This window comes from Pseudoteredinibacter isoporae (genome assembly GCF_011602085.1).
Classification (GTDB): Bacteria; Pseudomonadota; Gammaproteobacteria; order Pseudomonadales; family Cellvibrionaceae; genus Pseudoteredinibacter; species Pseudoteredinibacter isoporae.
Window position 1 is genome coordinate 736055 of sequence record NZ_JAAONY010000002.1, and the last position, 22030, is coordinate 758084.

General features: G+C 50.5%; 18 protein-coding genes. 10 read left to right on the forward strand and 8 right to left on the reverse strand.

What is annotated here, in order from left to right; genetic code table 11:
* Window positions 1–174: 174 nt before the first annotated feature.
* The 5 genes from G8768_RS11775 to G8768_RS11795 form a co-directional block, all read right to left on the reverse strand.
* Window positions 175–1599 carry an aldehyde dehydrogenase family protein gene (locus tag G8768_RS11775; RefSeq protein WP_166846767.1) on the reverse strand — a complete coding sequence of 475 codons (1425 nt, stop codon included), beginning with the start codon at window positions 1597–1599 and terminating at the stop codon, window positions 175–177.
* A gap of 88 nt (window positions 1600–1687) precedes the next feature.
* The gene (locus G8768_RS11780; RefSeq protein WP_341801003.1) at window positions 1688–3418 is read right to left on the reverse strand and encodes an arylsulfatase; all 1731 of its coding nucleotides are present in this window, start codon (window positions 3416–3418) and stop codon (window positions 1688–1690) included.
* Between the two features lie 49 nt (window positions 3419–3467).
* Window positions 3468–5741 carry a TonB-dependent receptor gene (locus G8768_RS11785; RefSeq protein WP_166846764.1) on the reverse strand — a complete coding sequence of 758 codons (2274 nt, stop codon included), beginning with the start codon at window positions 5739–5741 and terminating at the stop codon, window positions 3468–3470.
* Window positions 5742–6515: 774 nt separating this feature from the next.
* The gene (locus tag G8768_RS11790; protein WP_166846760.1) at window positions 6516–6746 is read right to left on the reverse strand and encodes a hypothetical protein; all 231 of its coding nucleotides are present in this window, start codon (window positions 6744–6746) and stop codon (window positions 6516–6518) included.
* A gap of 429 nt (window positions 6747–7175) precedes the next feature.
* Window positions 7176–8138, reverse strand: a complete 963-nt coding sequence (locus G8768_RS11795) for an MBL fold metallo-hydrolase (RefSeq protein ID WP_166846756.1) — start codon at window positions 8136–8138, stop codon at window positions 7176–7178.
* 343 nt (window positions 8139–8481) lie between these two features.
* Between G8768_RS11795 and G8768_RS11800 the strand changes: the two genes are divergently transcribed.
* The 7 genes from G8768_RS11800 to G8768_RS11830 all read left to right on the forward strand — a co-directional run bounded on the left by G8768_RS11800 (window position 8482) and on the right by G8768_RS11830 (window position 16868).
* Window positions 8482–10113: an FAD-dependent oxidoreductase gene (locus G8768_RS11800; RefSeq protein WP_166846753.1), complete on the forward strand. Its 1632-nt coding sequence runs from the start codon at window positions 8482–8484 to the stop codon at window positions 10111–10113.
* The gene (locus G8768_RS11805; RefSeq protein WP_166846750.1) at window positions 10110–10307 is read left to right on the forward strand and encodes a DUF2783 domain-containing protein; all 198 of its coding nucleotides are present in this window, start codon (window positions 10110–10112) and stop codon (window positions 10305–10307) included. Before G8768_RS11800 ends, G8768_RS11805 begins: the two co-directional genes overlap by 4 nt.
* A gap of 57 nt (window positions 10308–10364) precedes the next feature.
* Window positions 10365–11693 carry a homogentisate 1,2-dioxygenase gene (gene hmgA / locus G8768_RS11810; protein ID WP_166846747.1) on the forward strand — a complete coding sequence of 443 codons (1329 nt, stop codon included), beginning with the start codon at window positions 10365–10367 and terminating at the stop codon, window positions 11691–11693.
* Window positions 11694–11803: 110 nt separating this feature from the next.
* Window positions 11804–13117 (forward strand): fumarylacetoacetase, encoded by a 1314-nt coding sequence (gene fahA / locus G8768_RS11815; protein ID WP_166846744.1) that lies wholly within the window; start codon window positions 11804–11806, stop codon window positions 13115–13117.
* A 146-nt stretch (window positions 13118–13263) separates the two neighbouring features.
* The gene (gene maiA / locus G8768_RS11820; RefSeq protein ID WP_166846741.1) at window positions 13264–13896 is read left to right on the forward strand and encodes a maleylacetoacetate isomerase; all 633 of its coding nucleotides are present in this window, start codon (window positions 13264–13266) and stop codon (window positions 13894–13896) included.
* A gap of 36 nt (window positions 13897–13932) precedes the next feature.
* Window positions 13933–14868 (forward strand): polysaccharide deacetylase family protein, encoded by a 936-nt coding sequence (locus G8768_RS11825; protein ID WP_166846737.1) that lies wholly within the window; start codon window positions 13933–13935, stop codon window positions 14866–14868.
* A 200-nt stretch (window positions 14869–15068) separates the two neighbouring features.
* Complete coding sequence (locus G8768_RS11830; protein WP_166846734.1) at window positions 15069–16868, forward strand: carboxylesterase/lipase family protein; 1800 nt, start codon at window positions 15069–15071, stop codon at window positions 16866–16868.
* A gap of 58 nt (window positions 16869–16926) precedes the next feature.
* On the opposite strand, the gene G8768_RS11835 is transcribed toward G8768_RS11830, so the two are convergent.
* The 3 genes from G8768_RS11835 to cueR all read right to left on the reverse strand — a co-directional run bounded on the left by G8768_RS11835 (window position 16927) and on the right by cueR (window position 19777).
* Window positions 16927–17961: a 2-dehydropantoate 2-reductase gene (locus G8768_RS11835; protein WP_166846731.1), complete on the reverse strand. Its 1035-nt coding sequence runs from the start codon at window positions 17959–17961 to the stop codon at window positions 16927–16929.
* Window positions 17962–18155: 194 nt separating this feature from the next.
* Window positions 18156–19349 carry a permease gene (locus G8768_RS11840; RefSeq protein WP_166846728.1) on the reverse strand — a complete coding sequence of 398 codons (1194 nt, stop codon included), beginning with the start codon at window positions 19347–19349 and terminating at the stop codon, window positions 18156–18158.
* Window positions 19346–19777 carry a Cu(I)-responsive transcriptional regulator gene (cueR, locus tag G8768_RS11845; protein ID WP_166846725.1) on the reverse strand — a complete coding sequence of 144 codons (432 nt, stop codon included), beginning with the start codon at window positions 19775–19777 and terminating at the stop codon, window positions 19346–19348. Before cueR ends, G8768_RS11840 begins: the two co-directional genes overlap by 4 nt.
* Before the next feature lie 243 nt (window positions 19778–20020).
* Here cueR and G8768_RS11850 point away from each other — a divergent pair, with 243 nt between their 5' ends.
* The 3 genes from G8768_RS11850 to G8768_RS11860 are packed head-to-tail and all read left to right on the forward strand — an operon-like array spanning window position 20021 to window position 21999.
* Window positions 20021–20572, forward strand: coding sequence for a DUF6624 domain-containing protein (locus G8768_RS11850; protein ID WP_166846722.1), 552 nt, complete (start codon window positions 20021–20023; stop codon window positions 20570–20572).
* Complete coding sequence (locus G8768_RS11855; protein WP_341801018.1) at window positions 20568–21704, forward strand: NAD(P)H-dependent flavin oxidoreductase; 1137 nt, start codon at window positions 20568–20570, stop codon at window positions 21702–21704. Before G8768_RS11850 ends, G8768_RS11855 begins: the two co-directional genes overlap by 5 nt.
* 10 nt (window positions 21705–21714) lie before the next feature.
* Entirely contained in the window at window positions 21715–21999 is a 285-nt protein-coding gene (locus G8768_RS11860) for a hypothetical protein (RefSeq protein ID WP_166846715.1), read from the forward strand.
* Window positions 22000–22030 lie beyond the last annotated feature (31 nt).

A 22030-nucleotide genomic window follows, 5' to 3' on the forward strand; every position in this document is an offset into this window, starting at 1 on the left:
GTTGAACGAAAAAATGCGGGCCCATTATCGATGAAGAGATAAGGGCCCGCCAAGTCACATTAGATAATGAGACACAACAAGCTCTGCACTGACTCACCGCACTCAAAAAGCGCGACTACACAGTACGTTTCACTGGAGACCTTACAGTTTTTACAACTTACCTTTAAAAACGGATTACCCTTTATTGATAATCACGGACTGAATACTGGTGTACTCTTCCAGACCATGGGTGGAAAACTCCACACCGAAACCGGATTGCTTAACGCCGCCAAAGGGCACGTTCGGCTGAATGGCCGCATGGTTATTAATCCAGGCCGTGCCGGATTCCAAACGCATGGCAAGCTCGGTTGCCTTCTCAATATCGCTGGACCAAACCGAGCCACCTAAACCATTCTCATTATCATTGGCTAGCTTGATCACTTCTTCGATATCGCTGTACTTAACGATGGGCAGAATCGGGCCGAAGGGTTCTTCATCCACCAGACGCATACCATCTTTTACATTCGTTACCACCGTCAGTGGGTAAAAATATCCAGGCCCCTCATGGTTCTCACCCCCGACCAGAAATTCTGCGCCCTGGGCCTTGGCATCTTCAGCAAGACTGATCACTTTATCCAACTGATCGCGATTGTTCACCGGACCGTAATCCATACCCTCTTCCAGGCCGTTACCCAGTTTTGCTGATTTAGCGATGGCAACCAGCTCACTGGCCAACTCATCGTGAATGCTTTCGTGAACATAAAGGCGCTTCAGTGCTGCACAGGTTTGGCCACTGTTGGTAAACGCGGAAGCAAAAATACGAGGCGCCATGGTTTTAACATCAACATCCGGCAAAATAATGCCCGCATCGTTACCGCCCAATTCGAGAGTCAAACGCTTCAGGTTAACGGAAGCACTCTGCATAATTTTGCGGCCGGTCGCTGAAGAGCCTGTGAAAACAATCTTGCTGATGTCCGGATGAGTGCTCATGGCAGAACCGATCTCGCCTTCGCCCGTCACCACATTCAAAACGCCTGCTGGCAAAACACTTTGAGCCAGCTCAACAAATTTAATCGTGGACAATGGGGTGTAGCTGGAAGGCTTGATGACAACGGTATTACCCGCACGGATTGCCGGAATCACATGCCAGATGGCAATTAACAATGGCCAGTTCCAGGGAGTGATTGAACCCACAACACCTAAAGGTTTGCGATGCACTTCTGCACGCACCTCATCATCATCCTGTAAAACTTCCACGGGCAATTCCAGCTCCGCATTGGAACGACACCACACAGCAGCGCCACCCACTTCAAAGTAAGCACCCTGGCCACCAAAGGCCTGAAGCGGACGGCCTTGTTCCTGAGTGATCAACTGAGCCAAATCATCGATATTGGCTTCCAGCAAATCCGCCAGCTGCAAGCAAGCCTGCTTGCGCGTTTCATTGTCAGTGGCTGCCCAGGCCGGGAAGGCCGCTTTGGCAGCAGCTACCGCTTGATCCAATTGCTCTACAGAAGTATCCGGCGCCTTGGCCAGCACGGTTTCGGTGGCCGGATTAATAACGTCAAAGCTTCCCGCTCCCGCTACTTTTTCACCATTAATAATCAAAGAATAATCTGACACTGTCTATCTCCCGCTGCTGTCATATTTTGCTACCTAAGGCAGCTGTTGTACTGCACATTTCGTCCGACTCGCAGTCGGTTCGAATCCATTAATAACCCGACACCCAATTCGGCAGAATGACATTATTTCTGCGCGCGTAGTCATCCCATAAAGTGATGAGTTCTTTGAGTTTGTCAGGGTTTTTTAAGGCTAAATTTTTTCGCTCGGCGCGATCATCACGAATATTGAAAAGCTGCCACTGGCCGTTCCCCATAGGAATCGGCATTAAAATGGCTTTCCAATCACCCGAGCGCACTACCCGCTTACCAAATAACTCGGTAATAAAATTCACCGGCGCCATGGCCTTGCCCTGCAATGCCGGCAAAATTGAACGTCCGCTAATAGGATGGTAAGCGGTCTTTTCTTCGGAGGACGGGCTCTTGCTAGCCCTGCCTTTAATGCCAGTAATATCCAGAATGGTGGGCACAATATCTTTTACGCGAACCAATTGATCCACACGTCCCGCCTTGATCGTTTTCGGGTACGTTAAGAAGGCCGGTACATGGGAACCACCTTCGCTGCTGAAACCCTTGTAACCATAAAAACCCGGCGCGCCTGCCCAGGCCCACTCAGGCCCATAAAAAACATAGCTGTCGACTTTGCCCATGGCGCGCAGGCTGAAATCGTGATTGTTCATCACCCAGTTGTACACTTTGGGAAACTGATCTTTCGGCCAGGTTGCATCTACATCGTGGCCTTCGGCCCCGTTATCGGACATAAAGATCACCAGGGTATTTTCCAAATCCCCCTGTTGCTCCAAACTCTTCAGCAAACGACCGAAATGCTTATCCATTTCACTGACCATGGCGGCGTAAATTTCCATGGCGCGGGAAGATTGGCTTTTCTCTTCGCTGGATAAACTTTCCCACTTTCGACTACCTGGGGGCATGACGGCAGGCTCACCGCTGATTAATCCGAGGGCACGCTGCTTGGCGGCACGCTCTTTGTGTAATTGCTCATAACCCTTGTCGTATCGCCCCTGATATTCAGCGATGGCCTGCTCAGAGGCTTGCAAAGGCCAATGCGGCGCAGTAAACGCCAGATAGGCAAAGAACGGTTTTTGAGATTGTTTCTGTTTTCCTGACTGGATGTAGTCAAGCAATTGATCCACATAGAACTGGGATGAGTATTGAAAACGCTCAGGCAGTGTTTTTAACAGAACGCCATCTTCACGATAGCCGGCCTTTTGCCCTTCATGCTGGGCGTAAGCGGGTTTCATATCCGCATAGTGACTGGCACCACCAGGTAATAGTACAAAGGAACGGTCAAAACCGTGGGACTCCGGCCCCTGCCCTTCGCCTTTACCCAAATGCCATTTGCCGGTCATATAAGTGTTGTAACCGGCGGACTTCAATATTGTCGCCAGACTTTCAACACGCTGATTCAGGTAACCTTCGTAACCTGGTTGACCGCGTTGATTATCGGCCATTTCCTCGGCCATATTGCCAAGGCCAGCCAAATGACTGTCTACACCGGTCAATAGCATCGCGCGTGTAGGAGAACAGGTAAATGCCGTATGAAAATCGGTAAACTGCACACCCTGCTCAGCCAGACGATCGATATTCGGTGTTTTGATTTCACTGCCCAGATATCCCAGATCAGCAAAACCCAAATCGTCGACCACCACAAGCAGGATGTTAGGGCGCGGTGAATTTGCCTGGGCCTGATAACTCATTCCCAAAGCCAAAAATACAATTAAAATGCGCGCAAACAGACGAGTGCCGACATCGCCTTTCTGCCAGCCCCGTTTGATTATTGTCGCTATTATATTTTTATTCACCGCGCTGACTCATGCTAGGCCCCGGCAGTGCCGGGGCTAGTGTTTTTGCTTAGAAGTTGTAGCTGAAGGTTGCACCAAACCAACGTGGTGGCGCATAGAAAGATGTCGCACCCAGAGCACCCAGATCCAGGTTGTAGATACGATATTCTTCATCCGTGATGTTCTTCGCCCACAGCGCAACTTTCCAACTCTCATCACCCGAGGTGTAAGAGATGTTGGCGTTCCAAACTGAATAGGATTCCTCGAAGGACACGTCGGAGTTCGTCACTTCCAGATACTGATCACCGTAGGCAGCACCGTCTAACTGAATCGCCATGTTGCCACCGGCCATATCCCAGTTGTAACGACCCAGGAAGTTTGCGCTGTAGTCAGGGGCATTTGGCAGTTCGTTTCCTGAAATTGGGCCACCGTTAGCGTCGAATACGGTATCCACTTCGGAATCATTCAGAGCCAAACCAAAGATAAAGTCCCAGTTGTCTCCTGGCGTCAGGAACAATTCAACTTCACCACCTTTAACGGTTGCGTCAGAGTTATCAACTTGAGGCGTCAAACCGGTCAAAGCAAACGCCTGATAATCCTGATAATCGTAGTAGAACACGGTAGCGTTCAAGCGCGCGTAATCGGTCAGCTCGGTTTTAATACCCAATTCATATGAGTGCAGCGTTTCTTCTTTGTGCTGGAAGTTTGGTGTGCTTGGCAAAACACCGGCATTTACAGACCAGTTACCGCCTTTAATACCGCGGTTATAACTGGCAAAAACCAACGTTTCATCAGAGGCGCGCCAATCCAACTGAACGCGCGCCGCATAGTCACCGTAATCAATGGTGTTCTGGGGCAAACCACGCACAACAGAGATGGTCTGGCTCGGCGTGTTGATATCGCCGTAGGTGTTTACAAAATCGATGTCTTTATCGTCTTGTGACCAACGCAGACCGGTAATCAAGGTCAGGTCTTCACTCAGATCCGTTTCCAACTGACCGAATACAGACCAGTTACGGGAATCCAGATTAACACTGTAATCCGTTGCAGCATTCAGTGGCACAACAATGCTGTCTGGCGCACCTACACCTGGAGGTGCCCAATCGGCACAACCCAATACCGTTCCATCAGGCAACGCTGGAGGCGCAATGGCACCCGCCGCACAACCGCCTACCGCGCCAGGAATACCGGCGGTAATCGCACGGTTAAACTGCTGCATATCCAGATAATAAGCACCAACCTGCCAACGCTGGGTATCGTTTTCACCGGACAAACGGAACTCCTGAGAGAACTGCTCGTAATCGGCAATCGTGGTAAAGTTTACCGCCAGGATTGGCGCACCATCACCATCTTCGGTATAGAACTTATCCATCTCGGTATAGTTAGTGATGGAAACAAATTCCAAGCCATCACCGACTTCTTTGGTCAACTTGGCCGTGACGCTGGTGGCCTCACGGTCAAAGTAACCTTCGTATTCGGAATCGTGTTCGAAAGGACGTACCACAGTATTGTCACGCACACCCAAACCGGTTTGCGGATCAACCGATGCTCCGCCTGCCGAGTAAACGACATAACCGCCGGTCGGTACGTCATCGTCTTTGGTGTATTTAACGCTCAAATCCAGAGTCGTCGCTTCGTCCACATCAATCTGCAATTGACCACGCAAAGCGTAACCATCGCGACCACCTAACGCTCGAACACCTGGCTGGGTCGCTTCTACATAACCGTCACCTTCTTCCCAGCGAGCCGAAAAACGGCCGCGAACGTTATCGCTCAAGGCACCGCCTACCGCACCTTCGATAGAGCGCGTGCTGTATTCAGATACGGAAAAATCTACATAACCGTTGGTTTCGTCATCGGAAGCATCACGGCTAACGTAGTGAATCAAACCGCCGGTAGCATTTCGACCAAACAGAGTACCCTGTGGGCCACGCAATACTTCTACACGCTCAACGTCGAACAACTGACCGGAAATCGCATTCATTGAACCGATGTATACATCGTCAGAATAAACCGCCACTGGCGCTTCAAGGTTGTCGGTAAAGTTGTTCTGAGAAACACCACGCAGGTTAAAGGTGGTGATGGTGGGTGACCAGGTATTCACCTGCAAACCCGGAACTTGCTGGGTAATCTCGGTAGTGTTTGTCACTCCGAGCGCTTTCATCTGATCACCACTGAATGCCGATACAGATACACCAACATCTTGCAGGTTCTGCTCACGCTTCTGCGCGGTTACGGTAACTTCTTCCAGAACAGCCGCAGAGCTGTTGCTGGCAGCAATGGCAAGCGTCAACAATGATAATGAAAATTGACGCCCTCTACTGGCGGTAATTGATTTCAACATAGCTTCCTCACAAATCCCAAAGTGTTGTTATGATTGTTCGCAAAATCCAGGAAGAACACAGGCGGTAGCTTGAATGACTGGACTCGGCTTAAAGACAATAGCTCACATGTTGTTATAGCTGCTGAGCGCAAATTGTCACGGTTGATTACAGGCACTGGATATTATGTTTTACGCCCTTTCCCAACCATGTCAGGCAGTTTAATCCCTGACAAGACGGCATTTCTTGCACCAGAGTGAAAAGAAAAATTGACGCTAAGGGAAAAATTGACGTGTGAATTTGTGCATTTTTGACGAACGGTTGTTTGAAAAATGCTGCTAAACAGTTGATTTATATTGAAATTAAACGCTTATTCAGAAATGCAGCTTGCACGCAGAGTCAAATTTCACCAGCGCGGAAAGGAAAACAACAAGAAATAAAAAGCTCTGGCCATAAAGGACCAGAGCTACGGCTCCAAAACACAGAACCCACTGGGAGCTTACTTGGCAGACACACCCAATACTTTTGATATGTCGATCGTTAAACCGCAATCAAAACGACAATTTTTTCAGTACCGAACCCCGACTTCCCAAAGCGCCCACTCACAGTGTCTGACCAGAGACTTTTCAAACCTATGAAAAGCCTCTTTACGCCCCTTGAGAAAACCTTCATTAGTCGACGTTCAGAATTTGAGACAAACAGGAACCTTGCCGCATTAAAACGACACCTGGATTCAACAAAACGTATCAACGGTTTAATAAAGAATCTTTGCTAAAAGATTTCTCACACATATCGTGTCAGACATAGGAACCCTCCCTGGTCAGAACAGGTTTTTTAACATCCTTATGTTGGGCGGGAATCTCATTTCGAGTATCCCGAGCCACGCTCAATGAGCCTGCGACTTGTTCAGGCAATCTCTTCAACGCGACATTATGTTCAGAGTAGCAGCTATTCACCGGCGCATTGTCTAAATCCATGCCACGACGACGAGTGGCCCCAGGAAACTGACTCAAATCGACAACCGGCACAGACACTCCCACAACGTTCAGCGAAACAGCTTTCCCCGATAGGATTAAAAGTGTTTTCTGCATCCACCACAGCCTGTACGAATATGTGTATCAAGGAATACAATTATAACGAGGGGAAACCTTAATCCAGACAAAATGAAAAGCCATTTTCACGCAGTGTTTAGCGACTTTAATTTTCAACGATTCAGTCTTGGTTCAGATGAAAAATACGAGCCGGGTGAAAACAAGGCTGTGGAAAATTCAGAAGTATTGAAAAACACGTATTCGTAAAACGAGGAACGCGCAAGAAAGGCAGACATAACACAGTCAAACAATCAGCAAAGTAGCGAGATTATCAGCATAAAAAAACCCGGCATCGAATACCGGGTTTTTATGTCACTGTTTGGCCCTGCAGCCTTACAGGGTTTTACAGAATCGGCTGAGCGACTCTTAATCCTGCAGCTGATCCCAAACTTCCTGATCGCGCTCATCGGTCCAGATGCGCGGCCAGTCGATACCGTCGAACTCGTCCCACAAACGCTGAACATCAAATGGCAGGCAATGCTCGAAGATTGGCCACATACCAAACTTCGGCGCCAGATGTTCATGAGTCGCCAGGAATGCTTCTTTCAACGTTCCACCACGTTTGTGAACCTCACCAACTTTTTCGATCATGCCATTCAGGAAGCCACGAGTCTGCTCGATCGCAGCATCAACCGCTTCGCGACCATGGGCAACTGCACCGCGACCGCCAATCAACACTTCCGCTTCGTAAGACTTCACTTTGTCCAGAGTTTCATTGGCCCAATCAAAGTGGAAAGCATCACCGGTATACAGAGCCGCCGCAGCCTCAACCAGATCACCGGCAAACAATACTTTTTGTTTTGGCAACCAGGCCACAATGTCACCTGCGGTATGACCGCGACCGCAATATTCCAGAACCAGATCACCGCGGTCACCCCCCAAAGGAATCACCATACGATCGTTAAATACCAGATCCGGGTGGGTCAAACCGGGAATGCCATCAGGCTCGCGGAACAAACGAGGCATACGACCGAACTCACTGGCCCAATCCTGCATGCCGCGCTCTTCAATCAAAAATTTGGTTTTCTCATGGGCGATAACCGATTCAGCACCATAAGCACTGGCTCCCAGTACGCGTACCGCATGATAGTGAGACAGAACCAGATACTTCACCGGCTTATTCGTATGTTCGCGCAGCTGCTCCAACCAATCGTTGGCAGCTTTAGGAGTTGCGCGGGCCTCAAAGGCGATCAGAAAGTCTTCGGCTTCAATAGCACCAACATTGGGATCACCTTCGGCAGTCAGGGCATAGACGCCATCGGCCAATACTTCGAGGGTTTCTGTTTTCACGCCGAGGTCGGCGGATGAGGCAAAGGGTTTTTTAGCCATGGCTGCACCTTATCGATTGTCGTTGTTGCGGTTATCACTGGTTTAGCAAGCTTGGCTGGCAGAAGCCAAGTGCTCGAGATCGGGCAAAGCGAGCCGCCAGGGACAGCAAAAGCCTTGCTCAGGATTCGAAAGATAACACAAATAGTTTCAATAACAACCAATAAATACAATATTAGCTATTTTTTAACCGCAAAAACCTTGATAAACACGTCCTTCGGAGATATATTCGTCTCAACTGAGACTATTGATCGAAATCAAGTTGTACTTAAGCGATAATTTGAATCCGAGCCAATCGCCTCATACGCATAATAAGGGCGCGCGCCCAACGACAGTGGCCGAGACAATGCAAAAAACCTATAGCAATCCCATTTACCCTTACCGTAAAAGCCCGGATCAAGATGCTGCCAGCGCGGTACACCACCCTGTGATCATTATCGGTGCAGGCCCCTGCGGCATGGCGGCCGCGCTGGACCTCGCCAAACAGGGCCAGGCATCCGTGATTCTGGACGACAACAATACCGTCAGCGTGGGCTCGCGAGCCATTTGCTTCTCCAAGCGCACACTGGAAATCATGGACCGCTACGGCTGCGCCACCCCCATGGTGGAAAAAGGCGTCACCTGGCAGAAAGGAAAAGTCTTCTTTAAAGAAGAACAGGTTTATGAATTTGATCTGCTGCCAGAAAGCGGCCATAAACTGCCCGCCTTTATAAACCTGCAGCAGTACTATTTTGAAGAGTACATGGTAAACCTGATCGACAAGGAACCGCTGATTGACCTGCGCTGGAAAAACAAGCTGGTTGAACTTGATAGCCAGGGTGACGGCAATCAGCTGAAGGTTGAAACCGAAGACGGTGTTTATGACTTGAGCTGCGACTACTTACTGGTCGCCGACGGTGCCAACTCAAAAATTCGTAGCGGTCTTGGCCTGGAAAGCAAGGGCCAGGTTTTTCAGGATCGCTTCCTGATTGCCGATGTGGTGATGAAAGCGGATTTCCCCACTGAGCGCTGGTTCTGGTTTGACCCGGAGTTTCACCGCAATCAATCCGTATTGCTTCACAAACAAGCCGACAATGTCTGGCGTATTGACTTCCAGCTCGGCTGGGATGCCGATCCGGAAGAAGAAAAGAAAGAAGAAAACATTCGCCCTCGCATTGAAGCCATGCTCGGCAAAGACGTGGAATTCGAGCTGGAATGGGCCAGTGTTTATACCTTCCAGTGTCGCAAGATGGACGACTACATTCACAATCGCGTGGTCTTCATGGGCGATGCAGCACATCAGGTTTCCCCTTTCGGCGCGCGAGGTGCAAACGGCGGTGTACAAAGTGTTGAGAATCTGGCCTGGAAGCTGGCACGCATTTTAAAAGGTGAAGCCTCCCCCATGCTTTTGGAGAGCTACAACAGCGAGCGCCAACACGGTGCAACGGAAAACATTTTAAACTCCACCCGCGCCACCGATTTTATTACGCCCAAGAACGACATCTCGCGAGTGTTCCGGGACGAGACTTTGCGCCTGGCCAAGCATTACCCTTTTGCGCGCAGCCTGGTCAACAGCGGGCGCCTGTCCATGCCCTGTGATTACCGCAACTCAACACTCAATAGCATCGACAGTGGGTTCCAGGGCGGCCTGGAGGTGGGCTTTGTCTGTCAGGACGCCCCCATTAAAATTGATGGCCGGAACAGCTGGCTGCTGGAACAACTTGGTAATCGTTTTGTGTTGCTGGTAAATCCTGAAACTCTGGCGGATGATGAATTGACCAAGCTGGCGGCCATCAGCGATGATCTGGAAGTGATCGACTCCCGCACTCTGGAAGACCCGGAAGGATTATTTGCCAAGCGCTATGCACTGCTTGGCGGACATGCCTATTTAGTTCGTCCAGATCAATATATCGCGGCCAAATTCAAGCAGGCCAATGTCAGCGATGTCAGCGCCGCCATGAAGCGCGCGCTCGGATTTAATTTGGAGAAAGCCCAATGAGCAAGCTCATTACCGACAATCATTTTAGCGATGCCGATGCCTTTTACGCTTCCCTGACCGATGCCCACCGGGAATTGACGCCGGAAGACAGCGAGCGCCTGAACGCCCGCTTGATTTTATTGCTTGCCAATCACATCGGTGACAAGCAAGTACTCTTCGAAGCCCTGGACATCGCTGCTCAGCTTGAGCAGTAACTTCGAGCAGTCGAGATTTAGATTCGAGCAGTCGAGACTTATACAGGACAGCCAACTATGAGCCAAACACAAGAATTCGATTACCTGCACGGTTTCGGAAACGAACACGAAACCGAAGCACTGCCAGGTGCACTGCCCCAGGGGCGCTTTAGCCCGCAAAAAGTAGCCTACGGTTTATACGCCGAGCAATTCAGCAGCACCGCTTTTACCGCACCGCGCGCGCACAATCGTCGCACCTGGATGTACCGCATTCGCCCTTCAGTTGCCCAAGGTGAGTATCAGGCACTGGATTGCAAAGCCCAGCAGCAGGTCCGCACCGCGCCCATTGATGAGGTGGTAACGCCTCCAAGCATGATGCGCTGGGACGCCGCTGCTATGCCGGAAGCGCCCACCGATTTTATCGATGGCTGGGTCACCATGGCGGGCAACGGCAGCGCCGCGGGTCAAACCGGTGTCGGCGTACACACCTATTGCGCCAATCAGAATATGGACAAGCGCTACTTCTGCAATGCCGATGGCGAATTGCTGATCGTTCCACAACAAGGAGCACTGCTGCTGTTTACCGAATGCGGAAAGCTGCACGTGCCCAGTGGTTACATCGCAGTGATTCCACGGGGCATGAAATTCAAAGTCGAACTGCCCGAGGGTTCGGCGCGCGGTTACATCTGTGAGAACTACGGCTCCCTGCTGGAGCTGCCCGAACGTGGCCCGGTGGGTGCCAATGGCTACGCCAACGATCGCGATTTTCAGTATCCGACTGCGGCCTATGAAGATTTGGAAGGTGAGTTTGAACTGGTCACTAAATACTCCGGCCACTATTACCGTTGCGACATTGATCACTCGCCACTCGACGTCGTTGCCTGGGTAGGTAACACCGCCCCTTACCGCTACGAGCTGGCGCGCTTCAATGCGATGAACACCGTGACCTTTGATCACCCGGACCCATCGATCTTTACCGTACTCACGTCTCCTTCCGGCACCCCCGGTGTTGCCAATCTGGACTTCGTGATTTTTCCACCGCGCTGGATGGTAGCCGAAGATACCTTCCGTCCGCCCTGGTATCACCGCAACGTCATGAGCGAATTTATGGGCCTTATCGAAGGTGTGTATGACGCGAAGGAAGACGGTTTTGTACCGGGCGGCTGCAGCTTGCATAACAGCATGTCACCTCATGGGCCGGAAGCTGCCGTGTTCGAGAAGGCCAGCACCGCCAAATTGGAACCCGTGCGTTATCAAGACACAATGGCCTTTATGTTTGAATCGCGTTATGCCTTTAACGTTTCCAAATTTGCACTGGACGGTCCGCTGCGTCAACACAACTACCCAGACTGTTGGAAGGGCCTGAAAAAGTTTTACAATGGCGACATTGATGCCGGTATCGAATAAATCGGCAACGCCTCTGCAATACACATCGACCCACAGCCCGAATGGCTGCGGCAGACAATACACAACCCGGCCAGTCACCGCGCTGGCCTAACACATTGGATTACAATGCTATGTCGAAGCTCAACGAAACCCACGACCCCAGTTTAAGCAGCTGGGTAACCAGCGCCAACGATGGACAAAGCGACTTCCCGATTCAGAACCTGCCTTTCGCCAGCTTCCGCCGTGCCGGCAGCGATGAAAGTTTTCGCGGCGGAGTGGCCATTGGCGACCAGATTCTGGATCTGAAAGCCGCCGCCGACAGCGGTGTTTTTTCCAGCCAGGCTCAAGCCGAGTTGGAAACGGCAGCCAAAGAAAAGCTGAACGACTTTATGGCGATGGGCAAAGATTCCTGGAGCCGCCTGCGTGCCGCCTTGTCGTCCGCGTTGCGAAGCGGCTCTGCCATGGAAGCCACATTGAAAAGCTGCCTGGTAGCCCAAGCGGATGCCGAATACGGCATGCCCTGTGTCGTGGGTGATTACACAGACTTCTACGCTTCGATTCACCACGCCACCAATATTGGCGCCCTGTTCCGCCCCGATAATCCACTGCTGCCGAACTACAAATGGATTCCGATTGGCTATCACGGCCGTTCCTCTTCCATCGACGTTTCCGGCCAGACGTTCCCTCGCCCGGTTGGTCAAACCAAGGCACCTGATGCTGCCGAGCCCAGCGTGGGCCCCTGTAAACGTATGGACTTTGAATTGGAAATGGGTATTTTTATCGGCAACGGTAATGAGCTCGGCGAAACGATTTCCATCGACAACGCCGAGGATCATATTTTCGGTATGTGCCTGTTTAACGACTGGTCTGCACGCGACATTCAGGCCTGGGAATATCAGCCACTGGGGCCCTTTTTGGCAAAGAACTTCGCATCTACCATTTCGCCATGGATTGTGACCACCGAAGCTTTGGCACCTTATCGCGCGAGCTACAGTCACCCGGCCGACGACCCACAACCTCTGCCTTATCTTGAAAGCGCAGAAAACAATGCCGAAGGCGGTGTCGATGTTGAACTGGACGTTTTGATTCAAACGGAAAAAATGCGCGCGGCCGGTGAAGAAGCCGTAAGCCTGGCGACCTCCAACTTCAAATACAGCTACTGGACCATGGCGCAAATGGTCGCTCACCATACGGTGAATGGCTGTAACATGCAGCCTGGTGATCTGCTGGGAACCGGCACACTGTCTGGTCCAAGCGCCGAAGAAGCTTGTGCCATGATCGAGCTGACCACCGCTGGCAAAAACCCGGTGACACTGCCAAACGGCGAGCAACGCGCCTTCCTGGAAGACGGTGACTGCATTGTCATTCGTGGCTTCTGCCAGCGTAACGGCGTTCGCATCGGCTTCGGTGAAGCCGCCGGCACGATTCTGCCAGCCAAGGTCTAAATCGCGTCACACCTTATCATTCAAGGCGATCGGGTCTTTGGCCCGATCACTTTATGAATTACACTCTCTTCTTAATGGCATAAATCCTGTCGTTTCCTTACAACGAAGGTTTACTGCACAAAGCCAACATCACGCCTGGATACCCTATGGAACTGTTCAGCTATTTCCGCTCCTCCGCCGCTTATCGTTTGCGAATTGCCTTTAACCTGAAAGGTATTGAACACCAAATCCGTCCGGTTAATTTATTAAAAGCCGAACACAAATCTGAAGAATATCTGGCTATGAACCCACAGGGTTTAGTGCCCGCTTTAAAAATTAATGATGGCCGCGTGTTGACCCAATCCACCGCCATACTCGAATACATCGAAGCGACGCAATCAGGTCAGGCACTGCTGCCAAGCGATGAATTTGAAGCCGCAACAGTGCGCAGCTGGGTGAATCAAATCGCTTGCGATATTCACCCCGTCAACAATTTGCGTATATTAAAATACCTGAGCAACGAACTCGGGGCGGATGACGATGCCAAAAACACTTGGTACAAGCATTGGATTGAGGTTGGTTTTTCTGCTCTGGAAAAACAACTCGGCGACGGCCCCTTCTGTTACGGGGAACAGGTTACTCTGGCCGATGTGTATCTGGTACCCCAAGTGTATAACGCCAAGCGTTTTCATGTTGATATGAGCCAGTTCCCGAAAATTTCGGCGATTGTGGATCACTGCAATACTCTGGATGCCTTTATACAGGCCATGCCGGAAAATCAGCAGGATGCACCCAAATAACAAAACCTATACTCAGGGACCGGGACTGATTAAGACATGCATACAAACACAATATTTGTACTTCAAGCCTTAACACTCACTGCCGCCTGCTTTTTTTCGTCTTCGATGATGGCCAAATCATTGGCCATCACACTGGATGATTCACCACGATCAGCAACGGGCTACTTCGATGGCCCGACCCGAGCCAAAGAACTGATCGCAGAAATCGAGCGACACAAACTGCCTCAAATTGCCTTTTTCTCAGTCGGCAACAAAGCCGACGGCGAAGGTAAAAAACGATTAATCCAATATGCCAATGCCGGGCACATCATCGCCCACCACAGCAATACTCATCTGGACTTCAACAAACATTCTCTATCGGAATACATTGCCGATTTTGAACAAGCCGAGCCGCAACTGAATACACTGCCCAATTACCAACGCTGGCATCGCTTCCCTTATTTGCGCGAAGGCGATACTCAGGAAAAGCGTGATGGTATGCGCCGCTATTTGAAGGAAAAGGGTTACCTCAATGCCTATATCACTTTAAATAATTACGATTGGTATCTGGAGAGCCTGTTTCAAAAAGCCATCGCCCAACAGCAGAAGGTAGACTTTGAAGCGCTGCAAAAGCTCTATGTCGAACTGATCATTGAAAGTATTGAATACTACGATCAGATGGCGGTTGAATACCTGGGCCGTTCGCCGAAGCATGTGCTTCTTTTACATGAAATGGACATAACTGCCCTCTATCTCGGCGATCTGGTGGAAGCTCTCAGGGAAAAGGGCTGGAAAACCATTCCGGTTAAAGAGGCTTTTCATGACGACATTGCCGATTACCAAACGAAAAAAGTATTCAAGTTCAATCCAGGGCGTATCGGTGAAATCGCCTATGACAATGGCAAACGCAAAGGTCTTTGGCATCATAGTTTAGATGAGACTTATATTAAACGTCGTTTTGAAACAGAAGTCCTCGGCAACCTCAAACACTGAAAAATCGAAAACGCCAAATTCGAGCGGCTTTACAAAAAAACGTCACTGCAACGGTCTTAGCGCTTTTCTCCCCTCCAACACTTCTGATAGGCTAGATGTCCAAGTCCAGCGACGAAGCTGGCTCTAGCCCATTTCGACCCCCAATAATAATGACAATGAAAGACAGAAATTTCACATATGAGCACAAGGCGCTCCCCTGCTTGAAGGGTTTTCTGAATTCCATAAAAACCTTAGCTGTGGTTTTGGCCGGCCTGTTTTTGCTGGCCTGTGCGGAAACCGAACCCAAGCTGGAAAGTTTGAGCCCCCTCAAGATAAAAACCGGCGAAATTATTGGCCAGACAAATGCCTTGGGTGGTCGACAATGGCGTGGCATTCCTTACGCGAAGCCCCCGATTGGAGACTTGCGCTGGCGTGCTCCCCAGCCGGTCGAACCCTGGGATAAAGCTCTGCTCACACAAGAACACAGTTCAGCCTGCTCTCAAATGTCGGGCGGCACCGGCGATACTGTGCCCGCGATTAACGGTATTGGTGGAAGCGAAGATTGTCTGTACCTGAATGTCTATGCACCCAAATACAAGGACGGGGCTGAGCCGCAGGCCGTCATGGTTTGGGTACACGGCGGCAGCAATACCCACGGCTCTGCCAACATTTACGATGGCTCACGTCTGGCCACTGAACACAATGTTGTGGTGGTCACCATTAATTACCGATTGGGCCCCTTTGGTTGGCTACGACACCCCGCACTGGCAATTGAAAACGATGTCATTCACAACAGCGGGAACTTCGGGACATTGGATATTATTCAAAGCTTGCATTGGGTGAAAAATAATATCGCGGCTTTTGGCGGCGACCCTGAGCGCGTCACTTTATTTGGGGAATCTGCGGGCGGTTTCAATACCCTCAGTCTTATGCTGTCACCCATGGCGAAAGGACTGTTTCATCGCGCAATCGTACAAAGCGGTGGCCTATGGTTTGACGATGTCAGTACCGCAACGGCTTACCCTGAAGACGGTGGCGATCCACACAGTGCTCTGGAACTGGAGCGGCAGCTGCGCAATGAAGAAGGTTGGAGCCTGAGCCCAAAGGCCACTCGTGGCTTAATCAAACAACAGAGCCTGGATGATCGTGCCAGGTTTTTACGCCAAGCCAGCGTTGCCGAAATTTTCGACGTTTATAAACGCCTGGGGGAAACCAAACCCGACATCCCCAGAGTCTTTCAGGATGGCGTGGTGATCAGTGCCGGCGACCCGGTCAGCCGGCTGAGTGTGCTTGGGGAACATTACAATGTCCCCGTTATTATTGGCAGCAACCGGGATGAAACCAAACTCTATTATTATCAAGACCCTAAATACGTCGATCTGTATTTTGATCGCTATGCGATTATCAAAAATGAACACTACTATGACGCTCGCGCTCAGTATCACTCAGAGCGTTGGAAATATCAGGGCGTTGATCGCATCGCCAATGCGCTTAGCCAGGCCAAAGGTGCACCGGTCTGGGCCTACCGTTTTGACTGGGATGAACAGGCTCGTCCATTGGGCATGAAGCTGGATCAGTTGTTGGGCGCCTCTCACGGCATGGAAATTCCCTTTGTGTTTGGCTTTACCGACAGTGGCGGTCTATTCGACCCCATGATCAATCGTGAAAACACACCGGGACGTGAATCCTTGTCCCAGCGTATGCGCAGCCTGTGGACACGATTTGCCAAAAGCGGCGATCCCAACAGTGGGCAGAGCCACGCCTGGTACTCTTTTGAAAACCCCAATGCCGCGCAATTCGCAGTCTTTGATACCAACCCGCTGGCGCACAGCCTGAGTGTTGTCGATCCCGACACCTTCCATCAACGCATTGTTGAGGACAGCCGACTGGCCAGCGTAAAAGAAAAATGTGAAGTGTGGGCCTCCTTGATTCGCAAAGCCCCGGAGCTCTGGCCTGAGGAAAACTACTCCCAAAGTGAACATCTGGATTGCAGCGCCTACCCTTACGAAAGTCTGCAATAATAGGCTCAACCGCCGCTATGCAATGCTCTATTCAATGCCCCCGGCGTGTTGATTGGCCTCAGGCGTTTCGAATGGCATCAACACTTAAACCGGGCGAGCCCGCAGCGGCCTGCTCGGCTTTCTTGATTAATCCATAAATTCGTCGATTTAAATCCGCGCTGCAATTGTTCTCCTCGGCCAACTCAATAATCAGCCCCTGAAACTCGTCAATTTCCGTTAGACGCTTTTGTTGTAAATCTTCCCACATAGACGCCCTGGCTTCCGGATCAACCTTTAACATGGAATTGGCAATTCTCTGAAACAGCCAGGTGGGTAAACGCAAAATCCAGCAGAACATTTTCATGCTCACGGGCGCTACGGATTGATGTTTGATCCCCGCTGCGGCCATCACTCTCATGCTTTCCTCGACCACATGGGCCATCAGGCGGCGCCACTGGGGATCCATTAATTGTTGCCTGACCGGCAATCCACCCAATGCGTTGATCGCATTGTTGATATTCAGTAATAACTTGCCCCAGGCCACCTCGTTAAAATCCTGTTGAGCGGTAAAGGTAATCAGATCACCACTCAATAGCTTTGCCAGCTCGGGTTGCCATTCCATAATAATTTCAGCCGTAAAGGTTGTGCGCTGAAAACGATTGCCTTCACTAAGAACTACGTTAAAAGGGATCATGGTAGCCACAACCGTTTGCTGCAGCTTTTCGCGAAGAATGCGCGGGTTTCGCACACCGTTTTGCAGGCTCATGACAATAGCATGGGCTGGCGCATAGCGAGCGATTTCTTCTGCGATCTCTTCAGTAACCAGGCTCTTGGCGGCCAGAATAATGATATCGGCATCGGCCAGACATTCCGGCGAGGTACTCAAGCCAATCTGGTTGGCATCAAGTGCCATATCCAGTGCTTCACCATCAGCGAGCTTTAAACCACCGTTGCGTATGGCATCAATAATCCGGGGCCTTCCAAGAAGGCAAACCTGATGCCCCTGTGCCACCAATAATCCGCCAACAAAGCAGCCGATACTGCCGGCACCGGCAACTACAATCCTGGCGTTTTCGGGAATGTGAACAGAATTCGGGGTTGAAGTCGTGGTCATTCGGCTTGCCTGCTCTCTTTTATTTTTGATTTTATATTGGTCGTTGAAAAGGTATTACCGCCGCATCGAACGTGAAGCGGCATTGCGGTAAAAACGACTCTATTGTAGCGAAGTAACAGCAAGAAAAATGTCGCCCACAAGACTATCGGGGGATTTTATCTTCGAATGCCTGTGGACGCAGAGACCCTGGTCAGTTACGCCATCTGATTCAGAATAACCGCCACAACAACAACCTGTGGCACACAAAGCAAGGGTAAAAACAGGGCTGTCTTCCAGCTCTTCATGGTGTCTTTAATCACCATGACCTCGGTGTAGTCCGTCGCAACCCCGGTCATCAGGAACGCAAAGCTGTTACCCGGCGCATTGGCCCTTGTCATCAGATCTGCCGCAATAGGTGTGGAACCTTCGGAGCACACCTCAATAATGGTCGCAGCCAATAGCGTTGCCCCCAGGCCCAGCAAGCTCGGGCCAAAATACTGTTGGAAATCATCCAGGCTAACAAAGCCACGAATCAACGCTGCCAGCAATACGCCGAAGAGCAACCAGCGCACCACCATTTTCGAACCACTGATGGCCTCCTCCCAAACACTCAGCCACCAGGCTCTATCGATCTTCAGTTCACGCCACTGACGCTTGGCCTCGGGCCAAAATTCAAAGCCCTCTTCGAGTTCTGCCGCAAATGGGTTCTCAGGCAAATGCCCCTTGCGACTTAACAGATCAAATAAATAGCCGGTTGTAAACGCCAAGGCCATCGATAAAACGATAAACGCCAGCGTCCATTTCCAACCAACCAGAGCAATCAGGATCAAGGTCAATGATAGGGAATTCCAAGGGCTGGCCACCAGAAAAGCCATCACCTGCCCCAAACTCGCGCCCTTGCGGTAAAGCTGCATGGCAACCATCAAAATACCGTGGCTACACAAATCCATTAACACCCCGGCCACCGTGGCGCGCCCCAAACCACTGACGCTGCCACCACGCCCTAAGATCGACAACACAAAACTTTGGGGAATCTTGGCCAGAAACCCCACGAAGATTGCCGCCAGCACGACACTGAACCACATGGTATTCACCAGCTCATGAACCGTATGAGCCATCACGTCCATCGCCGGTGATAAGCGCCACAGGAACACATCGGGTAAACCGGTATCACGCAACCAGCCATCAAAACTCAAGCTGTAGAAAAACAAGACCAAGAGAAAACAAATCCGCAAAAACCAATCCGGTTTATCTTTAGGTTGATCGCAACAGCTGCTGATTGTTGTTTCCTCTGCCGGAGCACAGCAACCAGCAGGTGATTCAGAAACAGGCGCTTGGGGTGCGCAGCAACTCGAGGTTTTTGCCTCTTCTGTTTTCTTGCCCGGGTCTTTAGAACAGCAGGAACTCATGATTCATCCTCCCGCTTCTTGGCTACAGGCTTCTCATGCTCAGCCGTGGACAACTCATCGAGAATCGCACACTGCGGCCCCTCATCACCCGCACAGCGACTGGCCAACCCATTCAAGGTATCGCGCATTGCCTCCAACTCGGCAATCTGGCTTTCCACCTGCTCTACTTTCTCAAGCACCAGAGATTTTACGTGGGAAGAATGGCGCTGCTGGTTGTCGTAGAGACCAAGAAGCTGACGACACTCCTCGATTCCAAAGCCGGTAGCGCGTGCGCGTTGCAGAAAGCGCAGGGCCTCGACATCCCCGTCACTGTAATCGCGATAGCCGTTTTCAGAACGCTTGGCCGGCGCCACCAAACCAATGCTTTCATAGTACCGAATGGTCTTACTGCCAAGCCCGCAGCGCTTGGCGGCTTCACTGATATTCATCGATAGGACCTCACTTCAATTATGGGTTACGCCCACAGACGCAATCCCCGACCTCCATGGCAAGGCATACTAAAGGTTCCAGCAACTATAAGGTCAACCGATGATTTGTACAATGCGGCAAAGTGCCGCTGCAAAAGCCTCCACCAACACTTAACCCTTTGTTTTTATTGAAAAAGCCATGTTTTAAAACCTCATCATCATTGAATATTGTCAATAAACCCTTATCTCTAATTAGGTAGAAACTTGGAAAGCTCAACATCGGAACGTGAACACATGATTCTCCATCCCCTACTGAAACTTGCTACTGGAATTCTATTCTTTGCCTCGTTGACTTCAGCTAACTCCGTTTCCAATGCCCATTTGTTAAGGTTATTTCAAGAAGACCAATCAGACAGAGATAGCGGCGTTTTTTTAATGCACAGAGATGCAGAACGCAGAAAACAGGTGGAACAAATGATCGTCGATAATCTGCTGCTCACAGCAGAAGACTTCTACCGCGCTGCAGTGATATTTCAACACGGACAATCCCCATCGGACTATAAAAAAGCACAACAGCTGGCCTCAAAAGCAGCCATTCTTAAACCCGATTTTATTGAAGCACGCTGGCTGACCTGTGCTGCGGAAGACCGCTATCTAATAAGTATTGGTGAACCCCAGGTTTGGGGCACCCAATATTCGGGCTTCGAACCTAGCCTTGAGCCGATTAATCGACACGCAAAAACTGATAAAGAACGTGAAGTCTGTGGACTTCCTCCTCTAAAAGAAATAGAAATGTCACTCGAAAAGGAGAATTAAGCGGAAATTCTTCAGAAGACTCCGAGCAAACTCCTTTAAGAAACCAAAACCCACCAAACCGGACACCTCTATGAGCATTACCGAAGTACTGGGCATTGATATTCCCCTACTGCAATCACCCATGGCCGGAGCCCAGGATTGGCGCCTCGCTGTCGCGGTTGCAAGGGCTGGCGGCTTGGGAGCGATCCCCTGTGGCATGCTGGGCCCAGAACAAATTGAAGAGCAAATTCGTGCGTTTCGTGAACACTCCAACGCCAATTACAATTTGAATTTCTTTTGTCACAACATGCCGGAGCTTAACGAGGAAAGCCTGCAAAAATGGCAGAATCGACTGACGACACATTATCAGGCGCTTAATGTCGCACCGCCGGAAACACTGGGAACACTGCGACGCCCTTTTGATCAGACTATTGCAAATATACTCGCCCCCTATCAGCCCCCGGTTATCAGTTTTCATTTTGGCTTACCCAGTGCCGCGCTCTTGCAGCAGGTAAAATCCTGGGGAACAGTGGTCCTGTCCTCAGCAACGACACTGGAAGAAGCCTTGTATCTGGAAAAGCACGGTGCCGATGCGATTATTGCTCAGGGGCTGGAAGCAGGTGGACACAGGGGCATGTTTCTCAATGAAGATCTGAGCAAGCAAATCACCACTACCGAACTTCTGAGTCAATGCAAAAACAGGGTATCCAAACCTATCATTGCTGCCGGAGGGATAGCGTCCGCCAGTGATATTCTACAAGTAATGGATCTGGGTGCCGAAGCCGTTCAGCTGGGAACAAATTATCTGCTGTGTGATGAAAGCAACAGCAGTCAGGTTCATCGTGAAGCCATCCTGGACAGCAAACGAACAACGGCACTGACGAATGTATTTTCCGGTCGACCGGCACGTGGGATTTCCAATAAACTGATGCAAGCACTGAACAATCTCAGTGATGACGCTCCCGAATTCCCGTATGCTACACCGGCGGTCGCTCCATTAAGAACCAAAGCCGAAGCCAATCAGTCCGGGGATTACAGTCCACTTTGGTCGGGCAGCAATCGCAGTGGCTGTCGAGCCGTTTCCGCAACGACCTTGAGCCGTGAGCTTTGGAACGAAGTCCTTGCATTAAAGCAAGACCATCACAATCGATAAGAGTAGAACAATGATTAAACGATGTTTCATGGTCGCGGCTTTTATGACCGCATTGGCCCTTATTTCATTATCGATTAATTACTTTTTCAGTGTCGGGATATGGGTGTATCAGGTTTTCGCGCTGCCCGGGATATGGTTCCTGACCTTTTTCAGTGAGGAAATCAATTTCTGGCCCAAACTGGCTCTGCTGTTAAGTGGACAATTTATTCTGACGGCTATTGCTGCCTATTTTGCGTTTTATGTATTGCGCTGGATTAAGCAGTTTCAGCAACACCGAACATCAGCAGGACGCTGAGCAGCCCTCAATGTTTTACAGAACCACAAAC

Coding starts and splice junctions, on each gene's coding strand:
- G8768_RS11785 (WP_166846764.1), bottom strand. CDS start 5,741: ATGTTGAAATCAATTACCGCCAGTAGAGGGCGTCAATTTTCATTATCA.
- G8768_RS11795 (WP_166846756.1), bottom strand. CDS start 8,138: ATGGCTAAAAAACCCTTTGCCTCATCCGCCGACCTCGGCGTGAAAACA.
- G8768_RS11800 (WP_166846753.1), top strand. CDS start 8,482: ATGCAAAAAACCTATAGCAATCCCATTTACCCTTACCGTAAAAGCCCG.
- G8768_RS11805 (WP_166846750.1), top strand. CDS start 10,110: ATGAGCAAGCTCATTACCGACAATCATTTTAGCGATGCCGATGCCTTT.
- hmgA (WP_166846747.1), top strand. CDS start 10,365: ATGAGCCAAACACAAGAATTCGATTACCTGCACGGTTTCGGAAACGAA.
- fahA (WP_166846744.1), top strand. CDS start 11,804: ATGTCGAAGCTCAACGAAACCCACGACCCCAGTTTAAGCAGCTGGGTA.
- maiA (WP_166846741.1), top strand. CDS start 13,264: ATGGAACTGTTCAGCTATTTCCGCTCCTCCGCCGCTTATCGTTTGCGA.
- G8768_RS11825 (WP_166846737.1), top strand. CDS start 13,933: ATGCATACAAACACAATATTTGTACTTCAAGCCTTAACACTCACTGCC.
- G8768_RS11835 (WP_166846731.1), bottom strand. CDS start 17,961: ATGACCACGACTTCAACCCCGAATTCTGTTCACATTCCCGAAAACGCC.
- G8768_RS11840 (WP_166846728.1), bottom strand. CDS start 19,349: ATGAGTTCCTGCTGTTCTAAAGACCCGGGCAAGAAAACAGAAGAGGCA.
- cueR (WP_166846725.1), bottom strand. CDS start 19,777: ATGAATATCAGTGAAGCCGCCAAGCGCTGCGGGCTTGGCAGTAAGACC.
- G8768_RS11860 (WP_166846715.1), top strand. CDS start 21,715: ATGATTAAACGATGTTTCATGGTCGCGGCTTTTATGACCGCATTGGCC.